We start from the raw sequence: 18,634 nt of genomic DNA on the forward strand, positions 1-18,634 counted from the left end.
TTTCAGGAGCGTGCGCACATTATGTCTTACCTTGATGACCCTCGCGTTTACTTTGCAGCCGAACGCACTTTACTGGCCTGGCAACGTTCAGCCATTGCCCTGATGGGGCTGGGGTTTGTGATTGAGCGTTTTGGCTTGTTTATACAGCTCATGGCACAGGGTCACCCAGCGTCGCAATCACAAACCACCTTGTCGCTGTATATCGGGGTAGGGTTTATTCTTATTGGTGCCTGTACGGCAATCTTTTCTGCTATCCAATTTCTGGTGTTTTATCAATCACTCAGCACACAGGAAAAACCACGCGGCCATGTTTACTGGCTGCCACCGGCGGTCAATTTATTCCTGGCCGTATCCGCTGCAGCATTAAGCGGATGGTTAGTGCTTACTCGCTAGTTTTGCCAAGCAGGGATAGACTGCATTTGCAGGCTTAAGCGAGCTTTATTTTGCCGATGCTGCACTACTTGCAATATTGACCCGGTCACCATCGCTGACGCCATCTGGTGGATTCTCTATCACCAGGTCAGTGGCGGTCAAACCGGATTGCACTTCCAGTGTTTTTCCCAGATCACGCGCAATGGTGATCGTTTTCAAGGTCACCTTATGATCCTTGCCAACGGTAGCCACCTTGAGGCCATTCTGGTCAAAAATAAGTGCGCTGGCAGGAATGCTCAGGCGCTCGACGGCATCATTGAATAACAGATTGACATTGGCAAAACCCCCAGGCAAAAAACGGCCCGACGCATTATCCACCAGTAACTGTACAAGGGTTGTACCAGAAGACGCATTGATCGCACCTGAAGTAGACTGTATCGTGGCCTCGAATTCGGCACCCGGTGCTTCCGGCACGGTAAACTTTGCTTTGCCACCCGGCTTGATCTGGCCGACATAGTTTTGTGGCACATTGATGTATAAGCGCAACTTGCGCGTGTTGGAGACTTCAAACAGCGGCAATACTGTCGCACTGCTGCTACCGGCATTGATCAGGGCGCCAGTGTCGGTATTGCGCGCGGTCACTGAGCCATCAAATGGCGCCAGGATATGGGCAAAGCTTTTTAGCGCAAGCAGCCGGTTCACATTGGCCTCAGCCGCTTTGACTATCGCTTGTTTGCTTTGGTAATCCCCGACTTTCTCATCGACTTCCTGCCTAGCAATCGATTGGGTTTTCAACATATCCTGCCAGCGCTTGGCGGTGGTCTCAGCCAGGGCAACATTTGCCTGGGCGCTGGCCAGGTCAGCCCTGGCCTGCAACAACTCCTGGTCCAGGTCAGGCGTTTCAATCTCTGCCAGCAATTGGCCGCTTTTTACGCTGCCGCCAATATCCACTTTCCAACTTTTCAAATAACCACTGACGCGGGCATAAATAGGGGCACGAGCATAAGCTTCAAACCGGCCGGGCAGAACCAAACTACCTGCTGCTGCACCATGTTCAGGCAGGTCGACTCTGACTGTCGCCACCGCCTGTTTCTCTGTCCAGGCCTTGAGTTTGTCTTGATGACTGGCGCGGCTGCTGACGCCCACAATCACGATGCCCATTGCTACCAGCGCAAGTAGCAAGCCGCTCAACTTGAATCCGCGGGACATGCCCGCTTTATCATTACGCATTTAATTCTCCGCTAGAAGTACTCTCAGGGCCAGGGTAGGTTTTACGGTGGATGGCACTGAAGACCACAGGTATAAACAATAAGGTCGCCACGGTGGCAAACAACAGTCCGCCAATCACGGCCCGGCCCAGAGGCGCATTCTGCTCACCGCCCTCGCCTAATCCCAGGGCCATGGGTGTCATGCCGATCACCATCGCCAGCGCCGTCATCAGCACCGGACGAAAGCGAACAAAACCAGCATCGATAGCCGCAGCCGTCGCATCCTGCAACTCAACCAAACGCTCACGCGCAAAGCTGATCACCAGCACACTGTTCGCCGTTGCCACGCCCATACACATGATGGCACCGGTCAATGCAGGCACGGATAAGGGCGTATAGGTTGCAAACAGCATCCAGACAATACCTGCCAGCGCGGCAGGTAACGCCGTAATAATGACAAAAGGATCGGTCCACGATTGCAGGTTGACCACAATCAGCAAATACACCAGCACAATGGCTCCCAACAGGCCAAAGAACAGGCCAGTGAATGCGCGGTCCATGGTGTAAGCCTGCCCCAGCATGACGACAGTGGTCGCCTTAGGGACTTGATCCTTGGTTTCTTCGAGAATTTGACGGATGTCTTTAGCGACCGCACCCAAGTCCCTATCTTGCGTACTGGCATGGATTTGCACCATGGGCTGGATATCATACTGGCTGACTACCGCATTACCGACATTACGCTGAAAGGTCGCCAAGCCACCCAGGGTCTGTACCTGGCCGTTACTGCCGCTAATGGGCAAATTAGCCAGCGCATTCAAGCTATTCAGATGATATTGCGGCGTTTGCAGGACGATGGAATAGGTGACCCCATTCGTTGGGTTTAGCCAGTAAGTCGGAGACACCTGCGAACTGCCTGCCATGTTAATCACCATGCTGTTGGTCACATCACGCGTACTGATGCCGATTTCCTGCGCCCGGGTTTTATCCACATTGATATCAAACGCTGGCCGGTTGCGCGACTGCTGGATACGGGCATCGACCACGCCAGGCACGGTGCGCACTTTTGACAGCAAACGGTTGGCATATTCAAAGTTGTCTGCCAGCTTGCCGCCGCGAATCTGGATATCAATCGGTGCCGGGGAGCCAAAGTTGAGGATCTGGCTGACGATATCCGCTGGCGGGAACGAGAAGATGGTATCCGGGAACTGTTTGGGCAAGACTTCGCGCAAAGTACGCACATATTCTGCGGTCGGGGCATGATGCGGCTTGAGCGCAATCTGGATATCACCATCCTGCGAGCCCATGACCCCGGTGTTGTTATAGGTCAAGTTAATACTACTGATTGGCATGCCGATGTTATCAACAATGGTCAGGATTTCGTCAGCAGGAATGACCTTTTTGATGGCTGCCTGGATATTGGCAAAACGGCTGGCCGTCTCTTCGATACGCGTTCCCACTGGCACACGCGCATGCATGAGGATTTGCCCGCTATCCACCGATGGGAAAAAGTTTTGCCCCAGCAAAGGCACCAGCAAGAACGACAACAGCACTACCCCCATAAAACCAGCCATGAATAGGCGGCTATGATTCACGGCCATCGTCAGTATGTTTTTATAACTCGCGCGGAAACGCTCAAACCGGGCCTCAAACCCCTGCTGGAAGTGCACCAGCGGATTGCGGCTCACGGTATGCTCACCCTCAACATGCGGCTTGAGGAAGTAGTTAGCCATGGTAGGCACCAGCGTCCGCGACAAAATAAACGAGCTGATCATGGCGAACATCACGGCTTCCGCCATGGGCACAAACAGGAAGCGTGACACGCCTTCCAGGAAGAACATGGGCACAAACACGATACAGATACACAACAAGGAGACAAACGCCGGTGTCACAATCTGTGCTGCGCCATCCAGAATGGCCTGCTCTACCGGTTTGCCCTGCTCCAGGTGCCAGTTGATGTTTTCTATGGTCACAGTCGCTTCATCCACCAGCAAACCGACAGCCAGTGCCAGTCCGCCCAAGGTCATGATATTGAGTGTCTCACCAATCATTGAAAGGCCCATGATGGCGCCCAGCACCGAGAGGGGAATAGAGGTGGCAATAATCAATGACGAGCGCCAGCTGCCCAAAAACAGTAAGATCATCAAACTGGTCAATATGGCGGCCAATACGCCCTCAAACACCACGCCTTCAATGGCTGCACGCACAAACAGCGACTGATCATTGATCGGGGTCGCCACCAATGCATCTGGCAGGCTGGGCTTGATTTCTTCGAGCTTGTTCTTAATGCCTTCTACAATCGCCAGGGTAGAAATGGCCCCATTCTTCAAGATGGTCATAAGGACAGAACGGTTGCCATCCACATGGACCACATTCGTCTGCGGCGCGCTGCCATCGTGCACTTGCGAGATATCCCGCATATACACCGTGGCGCCGTTGACCACCTTGATCGGGATACTGGCCAGATCATCAATCGCAGTTGCCGCGTTATTGAGGTTAAGCGTGTATTCAATACTGCCGATTTTCTGCGTGCCTACAGGCACAATCATATTATGTGCCGCCAGCGCATTGGAAATGTCCTGCGCAGACAAACCACGCGCCTGTAGTGCCCCCGGATTCAGGTCGATCTGGATTTGCCGGCTTTTGCCGCCATACGGGAAAGGTACGCCCGCGCCAGGCACGGTGACCAGCCGCAAACGTACGGCATTGAGGCCCAGGTCGGCCAGATTTTGCTCGGTCAGGCCCTTACCTGACAATGCAATCTGCAAAATGGGCACCGTAGACGCGTTGTAATTCAGGATCAACGGTGGTGTGGTGCCGGGCGGCATTTGCCTGGTCACTGTTTGCGAAATCGCTGACACCTGGGCATTGGCCGTCGCAATATTGACGCCTGGATGGAAGAAGATTTTAACAATGGCAAAACCGATATAGGAGTTGGCTTCGATATGCTCAATATCATTCACGGTCGTGGTCAGGCTGCGCTGGTATAGCGTCGTAATACGCCCTGCCATATCGTCTGGCGGCAAGCCGGTATATTGCCAGGCCACTGCCACAATCGGGATCCGGATTTCGGGAAAAATATCGACCGGGCTACGGAACGCAGACAAGGTGCCAACAATTAAAATCAGCAGAGCCATGACCACAAAGGTGTACGGGCGCTTGAGCGCGATGCCAACGACGTTAAACATGTATTTCTCTCGCCATGCGTTCTTTTTCCAGCGTCGTCACTTCAAATCCGGCGTCGCGCCAGGCATCAATCCCGCCCGTCAAGGGACGGATATTGCGATAGCCTCGGCCAATGAGTTTTTTGGCCACCTTGGCCGCCGTCACTTCATTAGGGCAGGAACAATACAACACCACTGGGGCATCTTCATCAATCTCCAGCACCAACTGGTCAACATCTTCCAGCGTCACAAACTGGGCACCAGGAATCCAGCCATCATCAATCAGGTGTTTTGCCCGCGTATCAAGGATCACTGGTGCAGCGCCGTTATTAAGCATGGCATTTAATTCGTCGACACTGATGCGTGCCATGCGCAGACTTTTGATAAAACGCTGCCTGTCCCACCACTTGGAAGCAATAAATGCAGCTAGCAAGACCAGCACCAGCAGCGTGCCCCATTTACCCATTTCAACCAGCGTGAGCATCAGCTCATCAATGGCTGAACTGAACAAATTACCTAGCCATAGCGCCGACCCTGCCCATAGTAAGGCACCCAGACCATCCATCAAGGCAAACAGCCAGTAACGTGTGCCTGAAGAACCTGCCAAAGCGCTGGAAATCGATGCGAAGCCTGGAATAAACTTACAGACCAATAAAGCGGGCGGGCCAAATTTCAGGTACAAGGCCTCGGTTTGCCGTACACAGGTATCAGGTGATAAAGAAATTTTGCATAGCTTGCCCATGACACGTTTGCCATATTTGCGCCCGGCTCTATACCAAACGGAATCTGCAGCCAGCGCAGCAATCATGGCTACCAGCAACATGGTCTCCCAGGAATATTGGCCATTACCGATGAGCACGCCTGCCAGCAATAAGGTGGGATAAGCCGGTAAGGGTAAGCCCATTTGTTCCAGAAACACGCTGGCAAACACAATCAGCAAGCCATATTGCTGTATCAACTCAAGAACGGTATGCATAACAAGGTTATTTCATTTCAAAAAATCATTACATGCCCAATGCGGCCAGCATGGCAAATGCCATAAACAATACAAAATGCGTCATGCCTTCAATCGCATTGGTTTCGCCATCATGCAAATTAATCGTGGCAACGATCAGGGTCAGGAACGTCATCACCATCTGTGTCGGCGACAAGCCCACAATCAACGGCCTGTCCTCAATCAGTGCAATCGCCTCAATCACCGGCACCGTCAAGATCACGGTAGACAAGGTGGCGCCCAGCGCAATATTGACCACCGTTTGCATGCGGTCATTGACTGCAGCCTTCAAGGCTGTCAGCACTTCCGGGCTGGCAGCAATAATGGCAACCACAATGGCAGCGACGATTGGTGGCACCCCGCTGCCGGTTAATCCCGCATCCATATGCTTGCTCATTTCCTCGGACAGGAAACCAATCGTAATGATGCCAGCCAGTATGTAAAGAATGGAAAATTTAACATTGGCACTGATAGCCTTGGGCATGCCGACAGATGTGTGAGACTGATGCTGGTCACGGTAACTAAAATAATTACGATGGCGCCCGGTTTGCATCTTTAAAAACAGGGCATAAAACACACTCATGGTAACGATGGTGAACATCGAATACAAACGCCAGTGTTCTTGCGGCAAGAAGGCAGGCAAGGCCATGGAAATCCCCAGGGCCGTCATGATCATGACAATATAGGTATTGCCAGAGTTAACGTTGTACTCCACCTCACCATATTTGATGCCGCCCACAATCGCGCACAGTCCAAGAATGCCGTTGATATCCAGCATCACTGCCGAATAAATCGCGTCCCTGGCCAGCGTGGTCGATGAGGTATGGCTGAGCATCATGACAATAATCACCACTTCGATGACAACTGCACTGATGGTGAGTATCATCGTGCCATAAGGCTCTTTGAGCCGTTCGGCCACATACTCCACCTGGAAGGACAGCTGAAACGCCAGGTTTATGATCAGTAACACAAACAGGATGGAAATCACCAGCGATTCAGGCTGGCCGATGTGCATGATCTTATCGGCTTGCGCCAATGCCAGGTAAGCAATGATAGAAATCAGCAGGGACAACAGGCTCTGGGGTGGTTTTTCTGCAAGCATGCACTTACTTTGTGATCAATGAAGTTCCATCTTAACAGAGACTGCCAGAATCTCCAGTCTCTGGACACGCCTTGCTCACTGACAGGTACACTCGTCGTATTCCTGTAGCGTGATCATTCAGAGACTTTCAGCGAAGTAATATCAATCACAAAGCGGTATTTCACATCACTTTTGAGCATGCGTTCGTAAGCATCATTAATGTCGCTGGCAGCGATCATTTCCACATCACTAACAATATTATACTTGCCGCAAAAATCCAGCATTTCCTGCGTTTCGGCGATGCCACCAATCAATGAGCCGGCGACATGACGGCGTTTGGTGATGAGGTTGGCACCATGAACATCGACGGGATCCAGCGGACCGACCAGAACGATGGTTTTATCACGCTTGAGTAAACCGATATATGGATTCAGGTCATGCGCAACCGGCACTGTATCGATAATCAGGTCAAAGCTGGCCGCATGTTTGGCCATGTCATCGGCATTTTTGGAGATCAGTACTTCATGTGCACCCAACCGGGTGGCATCAGCAGCTTTGCTGGCGGAGGTGGTAATCATGACCACATGTGCTCCCATGGCAGCGGCCAGCTTGACACCCATATGCCCCAGTCCGCCAAGGCCGATAATGCCGACTTTCTGGCCTGGCTGCACATTCCAGTGACGTAACGGGGAGTAGAGGGTAATCCCAGCGCACAGCAACGGGGCGACCGCTTTGGTATCCAGGTTTTCCGGTACGCTGACAACAAAGTTTTCATCCACTGTGATGCGTTCGGCATAGCCGCCAAAGGTCAGGCCGCCATGTTTTGGATCTTTGGCGTTATAGGTAAACACTGTATTGTCGCAGTATTGCTCTTCACCCGCATGACACTCTTCGCAGTGGCGGCAGGAGTCGACCATACAGCCGACCCCAACCAATTGCCCCAGCTTGAATTTGGTGACATGACTGCCCACTTTATTCACGCGCCCCACAATCTCGTGGCCAGGCACCATGGGATACAAGGATCCACCGCCCCACTCGTTTCTTGCCTGGTGGATATCCGAGTGGCAAATCCCGCAATACTCAATATCAATCAATACGTCGTGCGGCCCTGGCTCGCGGCGGTCTATCGTCATCGGTGCAACAGGGGTGGTGGCATTTTGCACACCGTAGGCAGCAGTTCTCATCGTCATCTCCATCAACACTCAACTTAAAAGAGGCGGCTCTCCACGTTAACCATCAAAGTCTAAAAGAACAGGCATGAAAAGCATTGCCTGCTTTTCTTTAAAAATTGCCTAAAGCTATTTTTTTATGGCAGCTCGTACACCCGAGCCCTACTGCTGCACAGTCACATATCTCGCTGCAGCGTCACTCGGATGTGTGATCAGGGCACTACGCACGGCATTCACTTCTTCCATCGGACTTTTGCCAAACATGCGCTTAAACTCGCGGCTAAATTGCGAGGCACTTTCATAGCCCACCTTATTGGCCGCCAAGGTAGCATTCAATCCATCCTGCACCATCAGCAACCGCGCTTTGTGCAAACGCGTCATCTTGAGGTACTGGATAGGGGATGTTGCGGTCACATCCCTAAACGCTGCGTGAAATGAAGGCACACTCATGGTAGATTCTGCAGCCAGCTTGTCCACATTCAGCGCCTTGTCATATTCCGCATGTATCAGCCGTAATGCCTTGCTGATCTTGCCCATATTATTGTGCGTACTGTGCGCGGCCAAAATTGCCGACGCTTGTGATGTCTGCAGAATACGGTAATGAATCTCGCGAATAATGGCGTGGCCAAGCACGGTCGCATCCGTCTTTGACTGCAGGCATTCCAGCAGCCTGACTACGGCATTGGACAACCTGGCATCCAGCGCCGTCGAAGTAATACCGCTCCTGCCATTAATCTGCACTGGGGAGGCATGCTCTACGCTGAGTAGCAACTCTGAAATCATGGACAAGTTGATGCGGATTGAAATCGCCAGCAATGGCTCTTCTGCCGAGGCAATCGTTTCACTCTCAAATGGCAAGGGTACCGATAAAATCAGAAACTGCTGCGGATTATATTGATAAACCTCACCGCCCAAATATCCGATCTTTCTTCCCTGACACACAAACACGATGCTAGGTTCATAAAAAACCGGGCTCCGTGGGATGGTCCTGTTCCAGCGCATCAGTTTGACGCCATCGAGTGCCGTCAGGGTAAATCCTTCTGTTGGCGTCAAGGCAGATAACAGCGCAATGGTTTTGTCTCTGTCATGCGCATACCAGCATTCTTGATTGCTCATCTCATTACGCATCTAGAATAATCAGGCATAAATAATACCTCCAATGATCTCTATTTGAGTGTCATGCAATAGAATTAGGCAAACATTTAATATTTTTTAAACTTACAGCCGCTGCCCAGACTCCGTACACTAGAGATACGCACTTTGTATTGGTTTCAATATTGTTGGAGAAAAAGGATAGTCGTGATGAAAAATAAATTAATAACAGGCCTGATCGCCTCCGTGTTCGCAACCCTGGCTGCGTCGGCCTGGGCAGATATCAACGATGTGCGCGCCAACTTGGGCAAACTGAATGTACCGGACGGCTTTCATGTGGACGTCTACGCAGAAGTGCCGGGCGCTCGCCAAATGACCTTGGGTACCAATGGCAATGTTTACGTCGGCACACGCGGCAACAAGGTTTATGCAGTCGTGGATAAAAACAAAGACCACAAGGCAGACCAAGTGGTCGCGATTCTGGACGATCTGAATGTTGGTAATGGTGTCGCCATGATAGACGGACACCTTTATGTGGCAGAACAGCAGCGTATCACACGCTACGCCGCGCCCGATTTTGATTTGACCCTGCCTTTCAAGGCCATGCGCGAAGTCGTCTATGACAAGCTGCCCGACAAAGCCCACCATGGCTGGCGTTACCTGGCAGCCGGTCCTGATAACAAGCTTTACGTTACCATAGGCGCACCTTGCAACATTTGTGATCCGTCAGGGATAGAGGCCTCAATTATCCGCATGAATACCGATGGCAGCCAAGTGGAAACCTTTGCCAAGGGCGTGCGTAACTCTGTGGGCATGGACTTCCAGCCCAGCACCAATACTCTGTTTTTTACCGATAACGGTGTAGACCTGTTGGGTGCCGATGTGCCACATGACGAGTTGAATGCTGCCCCTAAAGCCGGGTTGCATTTTGGTTTCCCATATTTTGCCGGTGGCGATGCGCGTGACCCAAAATGGAAAGACAAAACACCACCCGCAGTCACCAAGCCGGTGGCTGAATTCCAGGCACATAGTGCCAACCTGGGCTTTAAGTTTTATACCGGCAAGCAGTTTCCGGCCGAATACCAGGGCAACGCCGTGATTGCGCAACATGGCTCATGGAACCGCAAAGTCCCGGTGGGCTACCAGTTAGTGCGCGTGTCATTTGATGCCCAACACCAGGTCAAGGAAACCAAGCCATTTATTGATGGCTGGCTGAGTGCAGAAGGGGAAGTCTGGGGTCGCCCAAACGATGTTCTGCAACTGCCGGATGGCTCGTTGCTGGTATCTGACGATTACAATGGCGTCATTTACCGTGTCAGCTATGATGGCAAAGCCCAGAACGCAAAGACAAGCCCCACCGAAGCCAATACCTTGAGCGGTTTTGTGATGCCGGAATCCGTCTTTGCGACCCCTGAAGGGGTGACTTATCTCTCTGAGATCGGTGAGTTTGGCAAGCTGGGCGATGGCAAAATTACACGCATTGCCGCTGATGGCACACGTTCCCCTCTGGCTGATGGCTTAAATGACCCGAAAGGCCTGGATGTATTTAATAGCCAACTCTATGTGGCTGATATGGATCGCGTGGTCCGCATTGATACCCAAAGCGGGGCGCAAACCGTGTTCGCGGCAGCGAGTGCTTTCCCGCAAAAACCGGTGTTCCTCAATGACATTGAAATCGATGGCCTGGGCAATGTGTATGTCTCTGACAGTGGCGATGACCATGGCAATGGCGCTGGCATCTTCAAAATTTCCCCGACTGGCAAAGTGACACAGATACTGAAAGCCAAAGCAGGCATTCAGCGCCCGAATGGCTTACTCATGGATGGCCCTGACCGTTTGCTGGTCGCCGATTTTGGTACCGGTAAACTCTTCAGCATCCAGGTTGGCAGCAAAAAAACCACGGTCACCTTGCTGAATCAGGGCTTTGGTGGGGCCGATGGCCTGATCCGCGACGCAAATGGTTTGCTCTACGTAAGTGACTGGGCTGGTGGCAATGTCTGGCAACTGGTAGAGCCTAAAGCGACGCCGCAACGCATCATTCAGGGCTACCAGTCGGCGGCGGATATCAGCCTCTCAGCAGATGGAAAATCACTGCTGATTCCTGATATGAAAGCTGGCACACTGCATCGTCTTCCAATTAAATAGTCTGTTCAACAAGCCCGGGATTAACCGGGCTTTTTTATTCCCAAAAGCAGGCGGCTCTATGTCACAATGACAGCACAGGCCTGCCTGCAGGCGGCCTTAAACTCGAATAATATTTACTTTTTTGTTTGGAGACTTTCATGACTAAATTGCTGATGGCATTGTTGCTGTCCTGTGCCTGTTTATCTGCTTATGCCGGTACACAACAGGAAAAAATGAAAACCTGTAACGCAGACGCGAAAGCCAAAGCTTTGGCCGGTGATGAACGCAAAGCCTTTATGAAACAATGTTTGTCTGCCGACGGTGCGAAATCTGGCCTGACCGCACAGCAGGAAAGAATGAAAACCTGTAATGCAGATGCGAAAACCAAAGCCTTGGCCGGTGATGAACGCAAAGCCTTTATGAAAACCTGCCTGTCTGGCAAATAAGTTTCTCAATAAAACCTAGACCTTAAAAGCCTGTTGCACTGCAACAGGCTTTTTTATTATTTTTTTCAACGTTCACCTAAAGTTCTTTTTTATTCTGCCGTTAAACCAGTTAGCCATTTTTGCAACCACCTTTTTTATCCTATTGATAATGGGTGCGATCGCTGAAAACCATATGTCTCACCTTAAGACAGAATAGTATGAATACTCACATTAAAATAGTTGCAGGCAAACTTTTCTTGGCCATGATAGCGCTGGGACACCAGAGCGCTTCTGCTATCACCCACCATGTGCCAGCTCACACTGGTTTCAGCGTTCACCCAGTCGTGATTGAAACCGCCATCACGGTCATTTCGCTGCTGTGCATATTACTGCTTTACCAGTTCTGGCGTTTTTACCAAAAAGCCAAAAGCCGTGAAGCTGACATCCGTGAGCAAATCTGGCGTCAAGCGAATTATGACTACCTGACACAACTCCCCAACCGTTACCTGCTACAGAGTTGTCTGGAAGAAGCCATTCTGGAGTGTTCCCAATCCGTTCAGCAACTGGGATTATTGCTGATCGACCTCGATGGCTTCAAAGATGTGAACGATGTTGCCGGCCATGCGATTGGTGATCGTTTATTGCAAAATGCCGCATTGCGTATTCAGTCTTGCGCACGTAATGGCGATACGACAGCCAAGTTGGGGGGAGACGAGTTTGTGGTGGTCGTTCCAAAATTACTTAATCTCAAGGAACTGCATCAAATAGGGGCAAAAATCGTAGACAGTATACGTTCGCCATTTCATATTGATGATAATCAGTACTTTGTCACCGCCAGCATTGGTATTGCCGTCTTTCCAGACCACAGTACGTCTGGCGAAGAATTGATGATGTTTGCTGACCAAGCCTTGTACGCCGCCAAACGTGCTGGCAAAAACCAGTATCAATTTTTTACGCAGATGATGCAGCGCGAAATCCGCGAACGTATTTTGTTGACGCACGACCTGCGTTCGGCGGTGGCAAATGGCGAGTTGCACCTGGTCTACCAGCCTATCTTCCGTTTGCGAGACTTGGGATTGATCAAGGCAGAGGCACTGATCCGCTGGCAACATCCGACCCGGGGCAATATTCCGCCGGATGTATTCATTCCCCTGGCAGAAGAGTCCGGGCTCATTATTGAGATCGGCAGATGGATTTTCGACGAAGTATTACGTGATTTTTCAGCGATTGATCTGCTACGCCTGCGCGGGACGCAAATCAGCCTGAATATTTCCCCTGTGCAGTTTTCACATCCACAACACCTGATGGCATTTATCAAGCGCTTGCAACGCACCAACATACCCTGTGAACGCTTCTGCTTCGAAATCACCGAGGGCTTGTTACTTGAACCTTCCAAAGCAATACAAGATACCTTGAAAACAGTGAGGCAGGCAGGCATCAAACTCTCAATCGACGATTTTGGTACGGGTTACTCTGCGCTGGGTTATCTCAAAAAATACCAAATTGATTATGTCAAAATTGACAAATCATTCATCAAAAACCTGGAGGTGGATAATTATGACTTTATTCTTTGCCGCTCCATCATCCAGATGGCACACGAACTGAATATCAAACTGATTGCGGAAGGGGTAGAGAATGCTCGCCAGGAGAATATTCTCAAAGTGATGAACTGTGATTTTATCCAGGGCTTTTTACATGGCAAACCGGTCATGTTCAACTCGCTGCTGGATCAGGTTTATCAGCAAGGTGCCCACGACCGTATTCATCAACTGCTCAACAGCGAAACCAAGCATTAGGCATCCGTGCTTGCACGGATGCGCCATCTGGTTAGACGAGGTAGTGATCCAACAGCAAAGCTGCGAATATCAGGCTCAAGTAAATAATCGAATATTTGAATGTCGTTTTGGCCAATGCATCCGAATAGCTGCGATATAGGCTCACCACATAATACATAAAAATCATGTTCAGTACGGCTGCCGAAACGAGGTATAGCCAGCCACTCATGCCCAGTCCATAAGGCATCAGGGACACCACAACGAGGATAATGGTATACAACAGGATATGCAGCAGGGTAAATCGTTCGCCATGTGTCACTGGCAGCATCGGCATGCCCACTCTGGCATATTCTTCACGGCGGTATAAGGCCAGCGCCCAGAAATGGGGGGGCGTCCAGGCAAAAATTATCAGGAACATCACCAGCGATTCAGGCGACACCGTATTATTGACAGCAGCCCAACCCAGGATGGGTGGCATGGCACCAGATGCGCCGCCAATCACAATATTCATCGGTGTGGCCGGTTTGAGGAACACGGTGTAAATCACTGCGTACCCAACAAATGTGCCCAGGGTGAGCCACATGGTCAGTGGATTCACCCAGTAATACAGGATACTTAAACCGATACCACCCAGCACACTGGCGAACAGCAAGGTTTCCATCTGTGACAACTGCCCGGTAGGTAATGGACGTGCCCGTGTGCGCGCCATCATGGCATCGATTTTATGCTCGATGAGACAGTTAAACGCTGCAGCCGCGCCTGAAGCAAACGCAATACCCACCGTTGCAGCCAGTAATATCGAGACTGGCACCATCCCCGGCGTGGCCATCAACATGCCGATGATGGCCGTAAAGACAATCAACGCCGTCACACGCGGTTTGCATAAGGCATAAAAGTGTCGCAGGCTCATTTTAGCCGTCGACAATTGCGTCATCCAGGTTGTCTGCATCTTCTTCCCCTTACTTTTTTAATATGATGTATTCATCAGTCTGGCATTGATCGCCACCAGACAAACGCCCAACAAAGCTGCCCCTGCATTATGTAATACGGCTAATACCAATGGCAGTTGCAATAGCAGATTGCCTATCCCCACAGCGATCTGGCACAACACAATCGCTATCAAAGCCCATCCCAACATTTTTGCATTTTCACGTTGCATCAGCATTCTGGCTGCCACACTCATCCAGAGCAGTACCACGAATGCGCCCAGCCTGTGCACCCATTGGATTGCCGTTAGCGCATCCAGATGTAACTGGCCCCCATCACGGCTTTCGCCCAATGCACGCGTGAGATGGAAGGCGTCGCGAATATACATATCCGGCCACCACATCCCGTGGCAGGTTGGAAAATCGGTGCAGGCCAGGGCTGCATAATTACTGCTCGTCCATCCGCCCAGCAACACTTGCACTATCCATACCAGCAAGGCCAAACGTAACCAATATTGTGCGCCCTTAGGCAACGCAATATCCGGCTTGCTGACGTGGCGGAAAGCGATCCAGCTGAGCATGGCCAGTGTGGTCATTCCTCCCAGCAAGTGCAGGGTGACAATGACAGGCTTCAACAATAAAGTGACCGTCCACATCCCCAGCAACGCCTGCAACACAATCAATACCACCAAGGCGGCCGAAAGCTGCCAGGACGTCCTGATCACCTGCCGTTGACGGTAAGCCTGCACCGCCAATGCCACTACCAACAACCCCAAGCTCCCTGCCAGATAGCGGTGCGCCATTTCCTTCCAGGCTTTGGCGTGTTCAACGGGTTTATCCGGATAAGCCTGCTGCGCCGACTGGATGGCTGCCTCACTCTGCGGCACTGTCAGCGTACCATAACAGCCAGGCCAGTCAGGACAACCAAGACCGGCGTCTGACAGCCGTACATACGAACCCAACACAACCACACAAAATGCCACCACTGCGGCCACTGCACTTAACGTTCTAAACATGCGCTAGCCTGCCCAAGAAGCCTTTAATAATTTCACCAAGTCCTTGCGTATCCATTTGGCTTCCATGCCAGGTCCATACTGCATCATGATGTTGCCCAGTGGATCAATGAAATACACACGATGGGCATCCAGCGTATTTTGTCCCCCACCGCTCAACATCCTCCCTAATTCTGCGACCTGCTCTGACTGCCCATTAATGATCAGCAAATCAGGATAGCGAGCCCGGATCGGTGATGTGTCAGCTTGCTGGGTAATCAGCACCCGCTGCACACGTACCATATCTTTGTACATGGAGACGTAAATCTGCCGGAGATCATATAGACGCTGCATACAGCCAGCATCACACTCGCGTGCAATCAGGACCATATTCCACTTATCCTGCCAGAACATCGGCAACGCTTGCTGATTGTCGTTTACCCAGTTCCTGGCATGTGCGATGGAAACCGGAGGTTGAATCAGCTGACCGTAACTCTTGCCGCTTGGCCGCCATTCAAACTTGATCATAGCCACGACTACCAGCAGCGGCACAGTAAAAAAGATCGCCAGCAACAGAAATATCATGCGACCTTTGCGCTGCTGAACCGGATCAAGGATTTGGTGCGTCTGTGCTTCGTCGTTAGTCATCATCAAGCCCGCTTTTCTATCATTTGATACACGCCGATCAGCAAACTTGCCACAGCAAAACCAAACCACTGGTAAGCGTAACCAAGGTGCTTCTCAACCTGACCGCTAGGGACATCCCAATGCCGCAGGTAGCCCTCAGGCATCGTGGGATCCAACTTGAGAATCACATCGGGGAAATGGTATGGCACATGTTCGCGCAGATAAGCAAAGTCGATCACAGGCTGGACCGTCTGCCATGTCTTGCCGGGCTTATCGAGGCGGAAGCCTTTCTTAGTTTGCTGCCAGAAGAGCCCCTTAACGACTTGTTCGCTTTGGGTTGTGGTAATCGTGGGGACTTTCTGGTGATCGGCATACCCTGCGATCCAGCCACGGTCTACCCACACGACATGCTGTTTATCATTGAGCAATAAAGGCGTGATGACATGAAAACCTGCCTGTCCTTGTTCCACCTGGTTATCCAGAAAAAAACTGAATTGAGACAGATAGTGTCCCCTGAACTCGACTGTCTGCAAATGCAAGGCATCCAGTTTAGCAACATCTCTCAGATCTTGTGCCTGTACTGCAATCGCCCCCGCATGACGGGTCAAAGCGTGTGTGATCTCCTGCTTCTGTTCGGCTTTATGCCATTGCCACAAGCCTAGTCTCACACAACTCCAAATAGCCAATACCATCACACACACCACCATCCAGCGCACACGAACAACATAATTTCCCAAGGGTATTTGCATTTTCCTGCTTACAGCCCATAATGTCATCCAATTACAGGAGATCACACCATGTTCATTAAAATTGCCACCATTTTGATACTGATTGTCATCATCGGCAGCTTGTTCTCCGCCCTGCTATTTCTGCTAAAAGATAAACGTGGTTCAGATCGCACCGTCAAGGCACTGACCATGCGTATCGGTTTATCCATTTGCCTGTTTATCGCATTGATCATCGCAGCCCATTTTGGCTACGTAGGTCATACGCTCTAACTGTCAGATTTATTAAAGGACACTTCTAAAAAAGGGCGCTGGTTGCGCCCTTTTTTAATTAGAGCATGTAGACAAAAATATACAGGCCTAACCAAACTACATCGACAAAGTGCCAGTACCAGGCCACCCCTTCAAAGCCAAAATGATGCTCGGGTGTAAAGTGACCCTTGATACTACGCAACCAAATCACAATCAGCATTAAAGTCCCAATGGTGACGTGAAAGCCGTGGAACCCTGTCAGCATGAAGAATGTGGCACCATACGCACCAGACTTCAGCGTCAAGCCCATTTCTGTATAGGCATGATGGTACTCAGCGGCTTGGCAGCACAGAAAAGTGATCCCCAGTGCAATTGTCAGGAAAAGTCCAACAACCAACTGTTTGCGATTGTTTTTGATTAGCCCCCAGTGCGCCCAGGTAATCGTCGCACCCGAACTCAGTAACAACAAAGTGTTGATCAGTGGCAAACCACTCCAACTCATTGGATGAAAGGAAGGGTTGGGCTTATAGGACTCACCAAGCACCGTTCCACCAGGGCCTTGTGATGGCCAAGTACTCAGGAAATCTTTATAAGGTGTAATATCCGGCGCATAAGAAGCCAGATCGGGCACTGACAACACCCGCATGTAGAACAGCGCACCAAAGAAAGCGGCAAAGAAGGCCACTTCTGAACAGATGAATACAATCATGCCGATGCGGAAAGACTTGTCTTCCCATTTTTTGTACTGGCCAGTGACGCTTTCAGTGACCACAGCGCTCAACCACTTGAACATCATGACCAATATAATCGCCAGACCAATATACATCATGTATTTGCCTGGTGTGGCCAGGTAAGACAGCGCCGGGTTCTTGATAGAACCATCCATGCGTGTATCAGCCCCCGTGACATTGAAAACAAAACCACTGGCCATAGACAGCAGACCGACGGAAATCAGCGCCGGGTAAATGCTGCCATGTGGGACAAAATAGTGATTTCCTGAATGACTAGCCATGCATTAACTCCCTATCCTTTAATTGTGTTGCTCATTTATTTATTGCTGACTTGCCGGAAAAAACGAATACGACAATGTCATTTCTTGTACATCCTCAGGCAATTCGGCACTGACAAAGAATCGCAGTGGCAATGCCTTCACTTCCCCAGGTTTGAGTGATTGCCTGACAAAGCAGAAACACTCAATCTTTTTCAAATGCGCTGACGCCTTGCCAGGTGTCACACTTGGAATCGCCTGTCCTGCCAATTCCACATTCGTAATATTCTTGGCCTCAAACATTACTGTCGTGACCTGACCCGGATGCACCACCACACTGCTTTGTTTGGGGTAAAAATTCCACCCCAGACCAGGCATCACTGAAGACACAAACTGCACCGTGACTTCACGTTTCAAATCCACCACCGCTTTCGCAGCACTCTCGGCACTGTTTTTTGTTTTGCCATTCAGCCCGGTCACCGAACAAATCACGTCATACAATGGCACCAGAGCAAAGGCAAATAACAACGCGCCGACGATGATCCACACCAACTTCAACGCCAATTTTTTATTGGCGGCTACCTGATCCTGTTTTAATGCCATAACGCTGTTAGAAACCGGTTTACTTCCAAATGGTAAACATGGAAATCAGGTACCAGAGTATTGCCACCACGGCTAACAGCCATGCAATTTTCCTGTTGTTGGACTGCTTATTACTCAAAA

Annotated in this window: 17 protein-coding genes; 5 read left to right on the top strand and 12 right to left on the bottom strand. The window is 50.7% G+C overall.

Translation table 11 applies throughout. The features are described from left to right. Positions 1-21 precede the first annotated feature (21 nt). Positions 22-393, top strand: a complete 372-nt coding sequence (locus ACJ67_RS11585) for a YidH family protein (protein ID WP_049639200.1) — start codon at positions 22-24, stop codon at positions 391-393. A gap of 45 nt (positions 394-438) precedes the next feature. On the opposite strand, the gene ACJ67_RS11590 is transcribed toward ACJ67_RS11585, so the two are convergent. The 6 genes from ACJ67_RS11590 to ACJ67_RS11615 all read right to left on the bottom strand — a co-directional run bounded on the left by ACJ67_RS11590 (position 439) and on the right by ACJ67_RS11615 (position 9,101). Further along, positions 439-1,602: an efflux RND transporter periplasmic adaptor subunit gene (locus ACJ67_RS11590; protein WP_049639201.1), complete on the bottom strand. Its 1,164-nt coding sequence runs from the start codon at positions 1,600-1,602 to the stop codon at positions 439-441. Continuing rightward, positions 1,595-4,765 (bottom strand): efflux RND transporter permease subunit, encoded by a 3,171-nt coding sequence (locus tag ACJ67_RS11595; RefSeq protein WP_049639202.1) that lies wholly within the window; start codon positions 4,763-4,765, stop codon positions 1,595-1,597. Before ACJ67_RS11595 ends, ACJ67_RS11590 begins: the two co-directional genes overlap by 8 nt. After that, positions 4,758-5,717, bottom strand: a complete 960-nt coding sequence (locus ACJ67_RS11600) for a DedA family protein/thiosulfate sulfurtransferase GlpE (protein WP_049639203.1) — start codon at positions 5,715-5,717, stop codon at positions 4,758-4,760. Before ACJ67_RS11600 ends, ACJ67_RS11595 begins: the two co-directional genes overlap by 8 nt. A 28-nt stretch (positions 5,718-5,745) precedes the next feature. Beyond that, positions 5,746-6,837 (bottom strand): calcium:proton antiporter, encoded by a 1,092-nt coding sequence (locus ACJ67_RS11605; protein ID WP_049639204.1) that lies wholly within the window; start codon positions 6,835-6,837, stop codon positions 5,746-5,748. Positions 6,838-6,950: 113 nt separating this feature from the next. Then, on the bottom strand, positions 6,951-8,000 hold the full coding sequence (locus tag ACJ67_RS11610; protein ID WP_049639205.1) for an NAD(P)-dependent alcohol dehydrogenase: 1,050 nt from the start codon (positions 7,998-8,000) through the stop codon (positions 6,951-6,953). Positions 8,001-8,147: 147 nt separating this feature from the next. Continuing rightward, the gene (locus ACJ67_RS11615) at positions 8,148-9,101 is read right to left on the bottom strand and encodes an AraC family transcriptional regulator (protein WP_197080613.1); all 954 of its coding nucleotides are present in this window, start codon (positions 9,099-9,101) and stop codon (positions 8,148-8,150) included. A gap of 186 nt (positions 9,102-9,287) precedes the next feature. On the opposite strand from ACJ67_RS11615, the gene ACJ67_RS11620 reads away from it, so the two are divergent. The 3 genes from ACJ67_RS11620 (at position 9,288) to ACJ67_RS11630 (ending at position 13,422) form a co-directional block, all read left to right on the top strand. Next, positions 9,288-11,222: an SMP-30/gluconolactonase/LRE family protein gene (locus ACJ67_RS11620; protein ID WP_197080614.1), complete on the top strand. Its 1,935-nt coding sequence runs from the start codon at positions 9,288-9,290 to the stop codon at positions 11,220-11,222. Between the two features lie 137 nt (positions 11,223-11,359). Further along, positions 11,360-11,647 (top strand): PsiF family protein, encoded by a 288-nt coding sequence (locus ACJ67_RS11625; RefSeq protein WP_049639208.1) that lies wholly within the window; start codon positions 11,360-11,362, stop codon positions 11,645-11,647. A 197-nt stretch (positions 11,648-11,844) separates the two neighbouring features. Beyond that, a complete protein-coding gene (locus ACJ67_RS11630; RefSeq protein WP_049639209.1) occupies positions 11,845-13,422 on the top strand; it encodes a bifunctional diguanylate cyclase/phosphodiesterase in 1,578 nt (525 codons plus the stop codon). 31 nt (positions 13,423-13,453) lie between these two features. Here the strand turns inward: ACJ67_RS11630 and cyoE are convergent, their stop codons facing one another. Genes cyoE through ACJ67_RS11650 form a run of 4 tightly spaced genes read right to left on the bottom strand, consistent with a single transcriptional unit; the run spans position 13,454 to position 16,695 of the window. After that, positions 13,454-14,350, bottom strand: a complete 897-nt coding sequence (cyoE, locus tag ACJ67_RS11635; RefSeq protein WP_231587169.1) for a heme o synthase — start codon at positions 14,348-14,350, stop codon at positions 13,454-13,456. Positions 14,351-14,368: 18 nt separating this feature from the next. Next, a complete protein-coding gene (locus ACJ67_RS11640) occupies positions 14,369-15,343 on the bottom strand; it encodes a heme A synthase (RefSeq protein WP_049639210.1) in 975 nt (324 codons plus the stop codon). Between the two features lie 3 nt (positions 15,344-15,346). Next, positions 15,347-15,970 (bottom strand): hypothetical protein, encoded by a 624-nt coding sequence (locus ACJ67_RS11645; RefSeq protein ID WP_049639211.1) that lies wholly within the window; start codon positions 15,968-15,970, stop codon positions 15,347-15,349. Further along, on the bottom strand, positions 15,970-16,695 hold the full coding sequence (locus ACJ67_RS11650) for an SURF1 family protein (protein ID WP_049639212.1): 726 nt from the start codon (positions 16,693-16,695) through the stop codon (positions 15,970-15,972). Before ACJ67_RS11650 ends, ACJ67_RS11645 begins: the two co-directional genes overlap by 1 nt. Before the next feature lie 48 nt (positions 16,696-16,743). Here ACJ67_RS11650 and ACJ67_RS11655 point away from each other — a divergent pair, with 48 nt between their 5' ends. Further along, positions 16,744-16,944, top strand: coding sequence for a twin transmembrane helix small protein (locus tag ACJ67_RS11655; protein WP_049639213.1), 201 nt, complete (start codon positions 16,744-16,746; stop codon positions 16,942-16,944). A 58-nt stretch (positions 16,945-17,002) separates the two neighbouring features. Here the strand turns inward: ACJ67_RS11655 and ACJ67_RS11660 are convergent, their stop codons facing one another. Together ACJ67_RS11660 and ACJ67_RS11665 are read right to left on the bottom strand one after the other, a co-directional pair. Next, on the bottom strand, positions 17,003-17,935 hold the full coding sequence (locus ACJ67_RS11660) for a cytochrome c oxidase subunit 3 (protein WP_049639214.1): 933 nt from the start codon (positions 17,933-17,935) through the stop codon (positions 17,003-17,005). A gap of 39 nt (positions 17,936-17,974) precedes the next feature. Next, positions 17,975-18,514: a cytochrome c oxidase assembly protein gene (locus ACJ67_RS11665; RefSeq protein ID WP_018987121.1), complete on the bottom strand. Its 540-nt coding sequence runs from the start codon at positions 18,512-18,514 to the stop codon at positions 17,975-17,977. Positions 18,515-18,634 lie beyond the last annotated feature (120 nt).

The sequence above is a fragment of the Methylophilus sp. TWE2 genome, assembly GCF_001183865.1.
In the GTDB taxonomy this organism is placed as follows: domain Bacteria; phylum Pseudomonadota; class Gammaproteobacteria; order Burkholderiales; family Methylophilaceae; genus Methylophilus.

Bases quoted from the DNA above. Each gene is read 5' to 3' on its own strand.
- ACJ67_RS11610 (WP_049639205.1), bottom strand. From the start codon at position 8,000: ATGAGAACTGCTGCCTACGGTGTGCAAAATGCCACCACCCCTGTTGCA.
- ACJ67_RS11590 (WP_049639201.1), bottom strand. From the start codon at position 1,602: ATGCGTAATGATAAAGCGGGCATGTCCCGCGGATTCAAGTTGAGCGGC.
- ACJ67_RS11630 (WP_049639209.1), top strand. From the start codon at position 11,845: ATGAATACTCACATTAAAATAGTTGCAGGCAAACTTTTCTTGGCCATG.
- ACJ67_RS11640 (WP_049639210.1), bottom strand. From the start codon at position 15,343: ATGTTTAGAACGTTAAGTGCAGTGGCCGCAGTGGTGGCATTTTGTGTG.
- ACJ67_RS11605 (WP_049639204.1), bottom strand. From the start codon at position 6,837: ATGCTTGCAGAAAAACCACCCCAGAGCCTGTTGTCCCTGCTGATTTCT.
- ACJ67_RS11625 (WP_049639208.1), top strand. From the start codon at position 11,360: ATGACTAAATTGCTGATGGCATTGTTGCTGTCCTGTGCCTGTTTATCT.
- ACJ67_RS11615 (WP_197080613.1), bottom strand. From the start codon at position 9,101: ATGAGCAATCAAGAATGCTGGTATGCGCATGACAGAGACAAAACCATT.
- ACJ67_RS11660 (WP_049639214.1), bottom strand. From the start codon at position 17,935: ATGGCTAGTCATTCAGGAAATCACTATTTTGTCCCACATGGCAGCATT.
- ACJ67_RS11620 (WP_197080614.1), top strand. From the start codon at position 9,288: ATGAAAAATAAATTAATAACAGGCCTGATCGCCTCCGTGTTCGCAACC.
- ACJ67_RS11645 (WP_049639211.1), bottom strand. From the start codon at position 15,970: ATGATGACTAACGACGAAGCACAGACGCACCAAATCCTTGATCCGGTT.
- ACJ67_RS11600 (WP_049639203.1), bottom strand. From the start codon at position 5,717: ATGCATACCGTTCTTGAGTTGATACAGCAATATGGCTTGCTGATTGTG.
- cyoE (WP_231587169.1), bottom strand. From the start codon at position 14,350: ATGCAGACAACCTGGATGACGCAATTGTCGACGGCTAAAATGAGCCTG.
- ACJ67_RS11655 (WP_049639213.1), top strand. From the start codon at position 16,744: ATGTTCATTAAAATTGCCACCATTTTGATACTGATTGTCATCATCGGC.
- ACJ67_RS11665 (WP_018987121.1), bottom strand. From the start codon at position 18,514: ATGGCATTAAAACAGGATCAGGTAGCCGCCAATAAAAAATTGGCGTTG.
- ACJ67_RS11585 (WP_049639200.1), top strand. From the start codon at position 22: ATGTCTTACCTTGATGACCCTCGCGTTTACTTTGCAGCCGAACGCACT.
- ACJ67_RS11650 (WP_049639212.1), bottom strand. From the start codon at position 16,695: ATGCAAATACCCTTGGGAAATTATGTTGTTCGTGTGCGCTGGATGGTG.
- ACJ67_RS11595 (WP_049639202.1), bottom strand. From the start codon at position 4,765: ATGTTTAACGTCGTTGGCATCGCGCTCAAGCGCCCGTACACCTTTGTG.